This window comes from Chromobacterium sp., assembly GCF_041912965.1.
Classification (GTDB): Bacteria; Pseudomonadota; Gammaproteobacteria; order Burkholderiales; family Chromobacteriaceae; genus Chromobacterium; species Chromobacterium aquaticum.
The window spans coordinates 1-10,650 of sequence record NZ_JAYSGF010000074.1 but is presented as its reverse complement, the minus strand read 5'-3'; the positions used below and the strand labels follow the sequence as shown (position 1 = coordinate 10,650).

At 60.9% G+C, this 10,650-nt stretch carries 10 protein-coding genes; 1 reads left to right on the top strand and 9 read right to left on the bottom strand.

Annotation, left to right across the window (positions count from 1 at the left end; all coding sequences use genetic code 11):
- Positions 1-58: 58 nt before the first annotated feature.
- From folE to ACE3QM_RS22240, 8 genes are all read right to left on the bottom strand, one after another.
- Positions 59-694 (bottom strand): GTP cyclohydrolase I FolE, encoded by a 636-nt coding sequence (gene folE / locus ACE3QM_RS22275; RefSeq protein ID WP_048409199.1) that lies wholly within the window; start codon positions 692-694, stop codon positions 59-61.
- A gap of 142 nt (positions 695-836) precedes the next feature.
- Positions 837-2,351: a SpoVR family protein gene (locus ACE3QM_RS22270; RefSeq protein WP_374424964.1), complete on the bottom strand. Its 1,515-nt coding sequence runs from the start codon at positions 2,349-2,351 to the stop codon at positions 837-839.
- 168 nt (positions 2,352-2,519) lie between these two features.
- A complete protein-coding gene (locus ACE3QM_RS22265) occupies positions 2,520-3,803 on the bottom strand; it encodes a YeaH/YhbH family protein (protein WP_048409197.1) in 1,284 nt (427 codons plus the stop codon).
- Positions 3,804-3,944: 141 nt separating this feature from the next.
- Entirely contained in the window at positions 3,945-5,873 is a 1,929-nt protein-coding gene (locus tag ACE3QM_RS22260) for a PrkA family serine protein kinase (protein WP_019100828.1), read from the bottom strand.
- The gene (locus ACE3QM_RS22255; RefSeq protein ID WP_374424961.1) at positions 5,821-6,243 is read right to left on the bottom strand and encodes a hypothetical protein; all 423 of its coding nucleotides are present in this window, start codon (positions 6,241-6,243) and stop codon (positions 5,821-5,823) included. Before ACE3QM_RS22255 ends, ACE3QM_RS22260 begins: the two co-directional genes overlap by 53 nt.
- Positions 6,244-6,270: 27 nt before the next feature.
- Positions 6,271-6,588 carry a PilZ domain-containing protein gene (locus ACE3QM_RS22250; protein ID WP_082150950.1) on the bottom strand — a complete coding sequence of 106 codons (318 nt, stop codon included), beginning with the start codon at positions 6,586-6,588 and terminating at the stop codon, positions 6,271-6,273.
- Entirely contained in the window at positions 6,575-7,132 is a 558-nt protein-coding gene (locus ACE3QM_RS22245; RefSeq protein ID WP_374424959.1) for an NUDIX domain-containing protein, read from the bottom strand. The genes ACE3QM_RS22250 and ACE3QM_RS22245 overlap by 14 nt, the downstream gene beginning before the upstream one ends.
- A gap of 9 nt (positions 7,133-7,141) precedes the next feature.
- Positions 7,142-7,693, bottom strand: a complete 552-nt coding sequence (locus ACE3QM_RS22240) for a DUF2062 domain-containing protein (protein WP_048409194.1) — start codon at positions 7,691-7,693, stop codon at positions 7,142-7,144.
- Between the two features lie 198 nt (positions 7,694-7,891).
- On the opposite strand from ACE3QM_RS22240, the gene ACE3QM_RS22235 reads away from it, so the two are divergent.
- Positions 7,892-9,676: an acyl-CoA dehydrogenase C-terminal domain-containing protein gene (locus tag ACE3QM_RS22235; RefSeq protein WP_374424956.1), complete on the top strand. Its 1,785-nt coding sequence runs from the start codon at positions 7,892-7,894 to the stop codon at positions 9,674-9,676.
- Positions 9,677-9,883: 207 nt separating this feature from the next.
- On the opposite strand, the gene ACE3QM_RS22230 is transcribed toward ACE3QM_RS22235, so the two are convergent.
- Complete coding sequence (locus tag ACE3QM_RS22230; protein ID WP_374424954.1) at positions 9,884-10,333, bottom strand: hypothetical protein; 450 nt, start codon at positions 10,331-10,333, stop codon at positions 9,884-9,886.
- Between the last annotated feature and the right edge of the window lie 317 nt (positions 10,334-10,650).

The window sequence follows — 10,650 nt, the reverse complement described above, 5'->3', positions numbered from 1 at the left end:
TTGGTTTCAACGCCGTATCGCCGAAGCGCAGCAGACTTTGAACAGGTTCTAAGCACGCTCAGCGATGCGTGGCCTGCTTGCACTCGCTGAGGAAACGGCTGCGGTCCGCCTCGCTGATGGCGCCGGCGAAGCCCTGGGTGATCACCGCTTCCGCGCCGCGCCGGTTTTCACCCAGCTGCAAGCACATCTGCTTGGCCTGAATCACACAGGCCGCGCCCTTGGCCATGCCGTACTGCACCAGCGCGTCCGCCACCTCCTGGCAAATCCATTCCTGATAGGTCAGCCGGTGCGAAATCACGTCTATCAGCCGCGCGATGCGGCCGAAGCCGTGCAGGCGGCCGCCCGGCACATAGGCGACATGGGCGATGCCCTCGAACGGCACCAGATGATGCGGACACAGGCTGTGGATGGAGATATTGCTGATGATCACCATCTCGCTGGAGCTGTCCTCGAAGCCACAACCCAACACCTCGCGCGGATCGGCGGCGTAACCGTCCAGCAGGCGGTTGCGCCATAAAGCGCTGACCCGCTCCGCGGTCTTGCCCAGGTGCGGATCCCCCGCCGGCTCGAAGCCGCAGGCGCGCAGCAAATCGGTGACCGCCTGCTCGAAAGCCGGCTGATCGAATGGCCGCAGCGGCGCCACGCCCACGCGGGGCAGGCGTTCCGCCGGCTGATGATCGCAATGCTGGTCCATGATGTCTCCCCTGGCGGCGCTGGCGCGCGAAATATCGTTTCGAACCCGGCCGGCCGGGAAAGTTGCAATGGCCGGCGGCATGAAAAACCCGGGCCGGCTTGGCAGCGGGCCCGGGCTTGCGACTATAGCACGGCCGCGGCGGCTAGATGCGCACCGCTTCCAGATTGGATTTCATCTCGTAACTTTGCTTGACGTCGCCATTGCCGTCCACGCTCTCCAGCCGCACATCGAAGCCCCACAGCCGGCACACATGCTTGAGCACCTCGTTGGCGCTGTTGTCGTCCAGCGGACGGCGGTTGTGCATGGTGTGGCGCAGCACCAGGCTGCGGTCGCCGCGCACATTGACCGACCACACCTGGATATTGGGCTCGCGCGACCCCAGGTTGTACTGCTCGGCCAGCTTGCCGCGGATGTCGCGGTAGCCGATGTCGTCGTGGATGGCGGACACCTCCAGCTTGTCGTCGTGATCGTCGTCGCGGATGGAGAACAGACGGAAATCGCGAATCAACTTGGGCGACAGATACTGCGAGATGAAGCTCTCGTCCTTGAAGTTCTTCATCGCGAACTCCAGCGACTCGCGCCACGGCGTGCCGGCCAGGTCCGGGAACCAGGCGCGGTCCTCGTCGGTGGGCGCTTCGCAGATGCGCTTGATGTCCTGATACATGGAGAAACCCAGCGCGTACGGGTTGATGCCGTTGTACCAACGCGCCGTCACCGGCGGCTGATACACCACATTGGTGTGGCTCTGCAAAAACTCCATCATGAAGCCGTCGGTGACCATGCCCTTGTCGTACAGGCGATTGAGGATGGTGTAGTGCCAGAACGTGGCCCAGCCCTCGTTCATCACCTGGGTCTGGCGCTGCGGGTAGAAATACTGCGCCACCTTGCGCACGATGCGCACCACCTCGCGCTGCCAAGGCTCCAGCAGCGGCGCGGATTTCTCGATGAAGTAGAGCAGGTTTTCCTGCGGCTCCGGCGGAAAGCGCGGCGGCGACTTGTCGCTGCCGTCCTTGTCGCGCTTGGGAATGGTGCGCCACAAATCGTTGACCTGGGTCTGCAGGTATTGCTCGCGCTCTTCCTGGCGCGCCTGCTCCTTGGCCAGCGACAGCTTTTGCGGCCGCTTGTAGCGGTCCACGCCGTAATTCATCAGCGCGTGACAGCTGTCCAGCAAATCCTCCACCGCGTCTATGCCGTAGCGCTCCTCGCACTTGGTGATATAGCTTTTGGCGAACACCAGATAGTCGATGATGGCCGAGGCGTCGGTCCAGGCGCGGAACAGGTAATTGCCCTTGAAGAAGCTGTTGTGGCCGTAAGCGGCGTGGGCGATCACCAGCGCCTGCATCGTCATGGAGTTTTCTTCCATCAGATAGGCGATGCAGGGATTGGAGTTGATCACGATCTCATAAGCCAGGCCCATCTGGCCGCGCTTATAGCTTTTCTCGGTGGCGACGAAATGCTTGCCGTAGCTCCAGTGATGGTAGTTGACCGGCATGCCCACCGAGGCGTAGGCGTCCATCATCTGCTCGGCGGTAATGACTTCCAGCTGATTGGGATAGACATCCAGCTTGAATTCATCCACCGCGATGGTGCGTATCTGCCGGTCGTACTCGTCGACCAGGTCGAAGGTCCATTCGGACCCGGTAGAAATCGGTGTCATGTTGCTCCCCCCTTGGCAAGACCGCTCAGAACCTGTTTACGATCTGCTGCGCGTCGGCGATACAGCGTTGAAAACGTCTTCGAAATGCTCATGTACCACTTGTACATTCCGCTTTCTCAGCCGTTTTCGCCTGGTCTCGCCTTGGCTCGCAAGATTGTAAACACGTTCTCAGGCGGTGGCGGCGCGGCCATTGGCCGGCTGGCGCTTGAACAGTTCCCGGAAGACCGGGTAGATGTCGGAAGCCGAACGAATTTTCTGCATCGCGAACTGGCGGTTGCGTTCCTGCACCTTCAGATACTCATACCAGAGGTTTTGCGGCTCTCCCTCGGTGATTTCGATGTAGGCGAAGTACTGGCAGTAAGGCAGCAAATCCTCCTCCATGATGCGGCCGCAGTTGGCGGAATCGCTGTCCCAGTTATCGCCGTCGGACGCCTGGGCGGCGTAGATATTCCATTCGCTGCCGGCGTAGCGTTTCTTGACGATCTCCGCCATCAGGTTGAGCGCCGAGGACACCACGGTGCCGCCGGATTCGCGCGAGTGGAAGAAATCCTCCTCGCTCACCTCCACCGCACTGGTATGGTGGCGGATGAACACCACCTCGATCTTCTCGTAATTGCGCTGCAGGAACAGGTACAACAGGATGAAGAAGCGTTTGGCCATGTCCTTCTTCTGCTCGTCCATGGAGCCGGACACATCCATGATGCAGAACATCACCGCCTGGCTGGTGGGCTTGGGCTGCTTGACCCGGTTGTTGTAACGCAGGTCGAACGGGTCTATCCACGGAATGCTGGCGATGCGCTCGCGCAGCCGGTGGATGCTTTGCCGTTTTTCGCGGATTTCCGAGGTGTTGTCCTCGTCATCCTCCATCAGGGAATCGAGTTCTTCCTCGGCGTCGCCCAGCGTCGCCATCGTCGGCGCGGCCATCGCCACCCGCCGCGCCAGCGCGCCGCGCAGCGAACGCACGATATTGATATTGGCCGGCGTGCCGTCATTGGTGTAGCCGGCGCGCACCGTCTTCATTTCCTCGATGCCCATCAGCTGGGTCTTGATCAGATTGGGCAGCGCCAGATCATCGAAGAACACATTCATGAACTCTTCGCGCGACAGCTGGAACACAAAGTCGTCCTCGCCCTCGCCGTCCTGGCTGGCCTTGCTGCCGCCGCCGCCCGCGCCGCCCTGCGGCCGCGGCAGGCGGTCGCCCTTGACGAACTCCTCATTGCCCGGGTGCACGTTTTCCGTCATGCCGCCCTTGCCATGGTGAAACACGGGTTCGGAGATATCCTTTACCGGGATCGAGACCTTCTCCCCGCTCTCGATATCGGTAATGCTGCGCCCCTTGACCGCCTTGGCGACGGCCTCCTTGATTTGAGCCTTGAAACGGCGCAGGAACCGTTCGCGGTTAACCGCGGACTTGTTCTTGCCGTTGAGGCGCCGATCGATGATGTGGGACATAAGCACCTCGCTTTGCCTGTGCCGGCGCCGCCGCCCGCTGGCGGCCGCGCCTGACAGCTGTTGTTATTCTCCGCGCGGCCGGCGCCAGCGGCCGCGCGTCGATCTCCGGCGCCGCCCTGGCGACGCCGGACCCGCGATGGCTTACGAGGACTTGCGCACTCGCAGATACCATTCGCACAACAGGCGCACCTGCTTGGCGGTGTAGCCTTTTTCCACCATGCGGTTGACGAAGTCCTCGTGCTTCTTCGCGTCCTCGGCGCTGGCCTTGGCGTTGAAGGAGATCACCGGCAGCAGCTCCTCGGTGTTGGAGAACATTTTCTTCTCGATCACCGTGCGCAGCTTCTCGTAGCTGGTCCAGGTGGGGTTCTTGCCGCCGTTGTTGGCGCGCGCCCGCAGCACGAAGTTGACGATCTCGTTGCGGAAGTCCTTGGGATTGGAAATCCCGGCCGGCTTCTCTATCTTCTCCAGCTCCGCGTTCAAGGAGGTGCGGTCGAAGATCTCGCCGGTGTCCTGATCGCGGTACTCCTGATCCTGAATCCAGAAGTCCGCGAAGCTGACGTAGCGGTCGAAGATGTTCTGGCCGTATTCGGAGTAGCTTTCCAGATAAGCGGTTTGAATCTCCTTGCCGATGAACTCCACGTACTTGGGCGCCAGGTACTCCTTCAGGAAGGTCAGATACTTCTGCTCGGTTTCCGCCGGGAACTGCTCGCGCTCAACCTGCTGCTCGATCACATACAGCAAGTGCACCGGGTTGGCGGCCACCTCGCTGTGATCGAAGTTGAACACCTTGGACAGGATCTTGTAGGCGAAGCGCGTGGACAAGCCGCTCATGCCCTCGTCCACCCCCGCGTAATCGCGGTATTCCTGGATGGACTTGGCCTTGGGATCCGTATCCTTCAGATTGTCCCCGTCGTAGACCTGCATCTTGCTGAACAGGCTGGAGTTTTCCGGCTCTTTCAGCCGCGACAGCACCGCGAACTGCGACATCATCTTCAGCGTGCCCGGCGCGCACGGCGCGCGGCCCAGCGAAGAGTTGCGGATCAGCTTGTCGTAGATCTTGATCTCGTCGGACACGCGCAGGCAATACGGCACCTTGACGATATAGATCCGGTCGAGGAAGGCCTCGTTGTTCTTGTTGTTGCGGAACTGCTTCCACTCGGACTCGTTGGAGTGAGCCAGGATCACGCCTTCAAACGGAATCGCGCCAAAGCCCTCGGTGCCCTTGAAGTTGCCTTCCTGGGTCGCCGTCAGCAAGGGGTGCAACACCTTGATCGGCGCCTTGAACATCTCCACGAATTCCAGCAAGCCCTGGTTGGCCAGGCACAAGCCGCCGGAGTAGCTGTAAGCGTCCGGATCGTCCTGCGCGTATTTCTCCAGCTTGCGGATATCCACCTTGCCCACCAGCGACGAAATATCCTGATTGTTCTCGTCGCCCGGCTCGGTCTTGGCCACCGCGATCTGCTTGAGCACGGACGGATAGCGTTTGACCACGCGGAACTGGCCGATGTCGCCGTTGAACTCATGCAGCCGCTTCACCGCCCACGGGCTGGGGATGCTCTTCAGATAACGCCGCGGAATGCCGTATTCCTCTTCCAGCAGCGCGCCGTCCTCGTCGTAGTTGAACAGCGCCAGCGGAGACTCGTTGACCGGGCTGCCTTTCAGGCAATAGAACGGCACCAGCTCCATCAGCTCTTTCAGCTTTTCCGCGATGGACGATTTACCGCCGCCCACCGGACCCAGCAAATAGAGGATCTGCTTCTTCTCTTCCAGGCCTTGAGCGGCGTGGCGGAAGTAGGACACCACCTGTTCGATCACCTCCTCGGTGCCGTAGAAATCACGGAACGCGGGATAGACCTTGATGACTTTGTTGGAAAAAATGCGGGACAGACGCGAATCATGCCGAGTGTCCACCAGCTCCGGCTCGCCAATGGCGGCCAGCATGCGCTCTGCGGCGGTGGCGTAGGCGCCGGGGTCTTTCTTGCAGAGCTCCAGGTACTCCTGGATGGTGTACTCCTCCTCACGAGTCTTGTCGTAACGAGCAGCGTAGTGACTGAAGATATCCGGGTGCATGGCTCTCTCCTGGCAGGTAGCAGAGGCGCAAACGATATGCACACGGCATCCGCTGCTCCCCTTGCTGAATTAGAGTATTCACATTGTTTCCGGCTTCTTTTTCTGGGTATAGCATAACGCACGGGCTGGCAGGGCAAAACAGCGCCTGCACACAAAATATGAGATCGCGAGCCAGATTCAATACAAGTATTTGAAATGGATGGCGAATTCCGCCAGCTTTTTTTTGTAACGGGAGACGAGCGGCGTGTAAGCGGGAGTAAACGGAAATCGGCCCAAAAAAAATGCTTTGAGAATCAACCATTTCCAGCGCGGCGATTGAAACATTCGCACCGCGCAAGGTGGCGAAAAGAGAGAAAGAAATATAAAGCATGCGCCGCGCTCGCGCGGCCGGCGGCGCTCAGCCCTTGCGCTGAATAATGCGCACGCCGATTTCATAGATGCGGCCGCGCTGCACCTCATTGCAGCGCTTCACCTCCACCACCGCCTCCAAGGGCTTGCCCGGCATGCCGCCCACCGACGGCGCCAGCACGATGACGGACAGGCGCTCGCCGAACTGCGGCACGAAGGACGAACGCAAGGCCATGCCGTCCACCGACAGATCGACGCACTCGCCGTAATGGGTTTCGCCGCTGATCAAGGAGCGGATGCGGGCCTTGCAGCCCATGCTGATGCGCCGTCCGCGCCGCCGATCCCGGTAGGGATCAAACGGCGACACCCGCCATCCTCCCGGCCTGATGCGCGGCCAGCCAATGCAGGCCGACGATGGACTTGCTGTCGCAGATATCCCCGCTCAGCGTCATCCGCATCGCCTCTTCCAGCGGCACCGTCAGCACCTCCAGGAACTCGCCCTCGTCCAGGCGGCGGCCCTGCTGGCTCAGCCCCTCCGCCAGGTAATAGCTGATGCGCTCGTTGGAATAGCCTATGCACGGATAAGCGGTGCCCAGATAGGTCCAGCGCTCCGCCACATAGCCGGTTTCCTCCAGCAGCTCCCGCCTCGCGGTGGCCGCCGGCTCCTCGTCCGGATCTATCTTGCCGGCGGGAATCTCCACGAACTCGCGGCCGGCCGGATAACGATACTGGCGCTCCAGCACCAGCCCGCCGTCCGGCGTCAGCGCCAGCACCGCCACCGCGCCGGGGTGCAGAATGTATTCGCGCGTGGCCGCCGCCCCATCCGGCAGCGCCACCTTGTCCTTATGCACCTCGAGAAAGCCACCCTGATACACCAACTCCGACGACAATTGCTTCTCAAGCAGATTCACGATGGCCCCTTAAAGTGTTTTGCAATGTCGGCTTTTCCAGGCGCTGACCACCGCCCAGCGCCATAGCAGCCGGGTCAGCACATAGCCGATCACACCGAACGTCAGCCCCAGCGCCGGCAGCCCCACCAGCAAAGGCCAGCCCAGATCGGCCAGCCAGTCCAGCGTCAAGCGCCACCACTCCGCCAGGTTCAACTGCCCCCAACCGGGCGGCGGCGTCATTGTACCCGCAGCCGGATCGCCCAGTAAAAGCTTGCCATAAGCATAAGCCAGAAAATACAGCGGCAATACGGTCAAAGGGTTAGTGTACAGCGTGAACAGCACCGCCACCGGCAGATTCACCCGCATCAGCAGCGCCAGCGTCACCGCCGTCACCTTTTGCGTGGGGCCGGGCATCAGGCCGGCGAACAAACCCACCGCCACCCCCATCGCCACCTTGCGCCGGTTCAGCGACCAATACGCCGGCCGGTCCAAATACGGCGCCAGCCGGCGCAAGCCGGGCTTCTGAAACCAATGATGCCGGTAGGCAACCCATTTGCGTACCTTGCGTCTAAACCAAGTCATCTGGAATGTATCAATCCCTCATCCGCGCCCGTTGCCGTTAAACCACACTCACCGCCGGGGAAAGCGCGAAAAGCTTGTCAAAGCCTCGTCGATAATTTAAACAAGCGTTTGAATTATTCGCCCAAGCGCAGGGCGAACCCAAACACTACAGACCTGGGCCGCAAAGTCCAGGCCGCGCAAAACCAACAGGAGAGACCCATGCCTGCATACCAAGCCCCGCTGCGGGATTTCGATTTCGTGCTCCACGAGCTCATCAAGGTACAGGACATCATCCCCACCCTGCCCAGCTACGAAGAAGCCACCCAGGACATCTTCCGCTCCTACCTGGAAGCCGCCGCCCAGTTCTGTGAAAGCGAACTGGCGCCGCTGAACCGCCAGGGCGACGAAGAAGGCTGCCACTACGACAGCTCCACCAAATCCGTCACCACCCCGCCCGGCTTCAAGGAAGCCTACCAGCAATACTGTGAACTGGGCTTCCCGGCGCTGGACTGCGACCCGGCCTACGGCGGCCAGGGCATGCCCAAAGCGCTGAGCTTCCCCATCATGGAAATGCAGTGCTCCAGCAACGTGGCCTGGTCCATGTACCCCGGCCTGTCCCACGGCGCGTATTCTGCCATTCATGCCCACGGAACCGAAGCGCAAAAAGCGACCTACCTGCCCAAACTGGTGGACGGCAGCTGGACCGGCACCATGTGCCTGACCGAACCGCACTGCGGCACCGACCTGGGCCTGCTCAAAACCCGCGCCGAACCCAACGGCGACGGCAGCTACAGCATTACCGGCACCAAGATTTTCATCTCCGCCGGTGAACATGATATGTCCGACAACATCATCCACCTGGTGCTGGCCCGCCTGCCGGACTCGCCCAAGGACGTGAAAGGCATCTCCCTGTTCATCGTGCCCAAGTTCCACGAAGATGGCAGCCGCAACCCCGTGGCCTGCGGCAGCCTGGAACACAAGATGGGCATCAAGGCCAACGCCACCGCGGTGATCAACCTGGACGGCGCCAAGGGCTATTTGATTGGCGAAGTCAACAAAGGCCTGTCCTGCATGTTCACCATGATGAACGCCGCCCGCCTGGGCTGCGGCATGCAAGGCCTGGGCATAGGCGAAGCCTCCTTCCAGGGCGCGCTGGCCTATGCGCGCGAACGCCTGCAAATGCGCTCGCTCTCCGGCGACAAATGCCCGGACAAACCGGCGGACCCCATCATCGTCCACCCGGACGTGCGCCGCATGCTGCTGACCCAGAAAGCCTACACCGAGGCCGGCCGCGCGCTGACCAGCTTGTTGGCGCTGCAACTGGACATTGAAGACAAACACCCGGACGCCGACGCCCGCCAGGACGCCGCCGACCTCGTGGCCCTGCTCACCCCGGTGGCCAAGGCCTTCATGACCGACAACGGCTACGAAGCCGCCAACCTGGGCATGCAAGTGTTCGGCGGCCACGGTTACATCCGTGAATGGGGCATGGAGCAACTGGTGCGCGACTGCCGCATCTCCCAGATCTACGAAGGCACCAACGGCATCCAGGCCATCGACCTGCTGGGCCGCAAAGTGCTGATGGACCAGGGCCAGAAGCTGCGCAAGTTCACCAAGCAAATCCACAAATTCTGCCAGGCCAATGAAGGCAACGACAAACTGGCCGACTACGTGGCCCCGCTGGCCAAGCTGTTGAAGGACGTGGGTGAAGTGACCATGGGAATCGGCATGGCCGGCATGCAGAACCGCGACGAAGCCGGCGCGGCCGCCACCGACTACCTGCGCCTGATCGGCCACCTCAGCTACGCCTGGCTGTGGGCGCAAATGGCGGAAGTGGCGCATTCCAAGCTGGGCGGCGGCGAAGACGGCTTCTACCAGGCCAAGATCCTGACCGGCCGCTTCTATATGGCTAAGCTGTTCCCGGAAGTGCACAGCCTGCTGGCCAAGCTCAAGGCCGGCGCCAAACCGTTGATGGAGTTGCAGGACGAGCACTTCGCGTTCTAAGCCACTTAGAACGTGTTTACGATCTCGCGAGCTAGGGCGAGACAAGGCGAAAACCGTTGAGAAAGCGGAATGTACAAGCGGTACATGAGCATTTCGAAACGGTTTTCAACGCCGTATCGCCGACGCGCAGCAGATCGTAAACAGGTTCTTAGAACATGAAACAAAAACGGCCCCTAGGGGCCGTTTCTCATGGGCGACTCCGCCGCGCTAGCCGCCCCGGCCTCGCTTGCGGTAACGCTTCTGCGTTTGCGCCTGCGCCAACTGCTCCAGACACAGATAAAGCTGCTGCACCGCCTCCACATGCTGGGCCAGATCCACTCGCTCCACCGCCAGGTTCAGCAACATCTCCAGATAATTGAAGAAACCCTTGCACAGGCCGATGCGGTGACTCTTGTCGGCAAAATCCATATCGCTGGTGATACGGAACAACAACCCACGCGCCGCATGCTGGCGATTAGTCTTCAACAACTGCGCCAGATGCGCGGCGTACTGACGGCCAATGGCGCAAGCCTCGGAATAATCCTTGGGCTCCGCCGGCTGCCAGTAATGCGGATAAGTGCGGTCCGGCACGCGGCGGACAAAGGGCAGACGGAGGTCTTTGGCTTCGCTGGAGGGGAAGCGGTAGTGGGAATGGCGGGGTTTTGAGAAATCAGACATGGGCAACCTCTTGCTAGAAGTGCGTGAAAACCAGCGACTGCCGGTCAGGCAGACGCAACGCAAGTTTGGAAAACGTGCTGAAAACAGCACCTCGCCTGCAGTCGATGGGTTCTCACGGCCCAGTGCCGGGATGGAACGGCACGGAGGGATTGTTGCTTAGAGGGGGACGGGGGTCAAGACCATACAGCCTGACTACCTTACGCAGACAACACTGACGAGACAGCAAAATGCAAAATAGCAAACAATTATGACGGCAATTAAATGTAGAAGTTCAGACTTGATCTGACAGTCAGGCCTTGCCGAGAGGTGGGGTTACC

What these genes read in the sequence shown, in the direction of transcription:
- folE (WP_048409199.1), bottom strand. Translation starts at nt 694, where the DNA reads ATGGACCAGCATTGCGATCATCAGCCGGCGGAACGCCTGCCCCGCGTG.
- ACE3QM_RS22270 (WP_374424964.1), bottom strand. Translation starts at nt 2,351, where the DNA reads ATGACACCGATTTCTACCGGGTCCGAATGGACCTTCGACCTGGTCGAC.
- ACE3QM_RS22265 (WP_048409197.1), bottom strand. Translation starts at nt 3,803, where the DNA reads ATGTCCCACATCATCGATCGGCGCCTCAACGGCAAGAACAAGTCCGCG.
- ACE3QM_RS22260 (WP_019100828.1), bottom strand. Translation starts at nt 5,873, where the DNA reads ATGCACCCGGATATCTTCAGTCACTACGCTGCTCGTTACGACAAGACT.
- ACE3QM_RS22255 (WP_374424961.1), bottom strand. Translation starts at nt 6,243, where the DNA reads ATGCTTTATATTTCTTTCTCTCTTTTCGCCACCTTGCGCGGTGCGAAT.
- ACE3QM_RS22240 (WP_048409194.1), bottom strand. Translation starts at nt 7,693, where the DNA reads ATGACTTGGTTTAGACGCAAGGTACGCAAATGGGTTGCCTACCGGCAT.
- ACE3QM_RS22235 (WP_374424956.1), top strand. Translation starts at nt 7,892, where the DNA reads ATGCCTGCATACCAAGCCCCGCTGCGGGATTTCGATTTCGTGCTCCAC.
- ACE3QM_RS22230 (WP_374424954.1), bottom strand. Translation starts at nt 10,333, where the DNA reads ATGTCTGATTTCTCAAAACCCCGCCATTCCCACTACCGCTTCCCCTCC.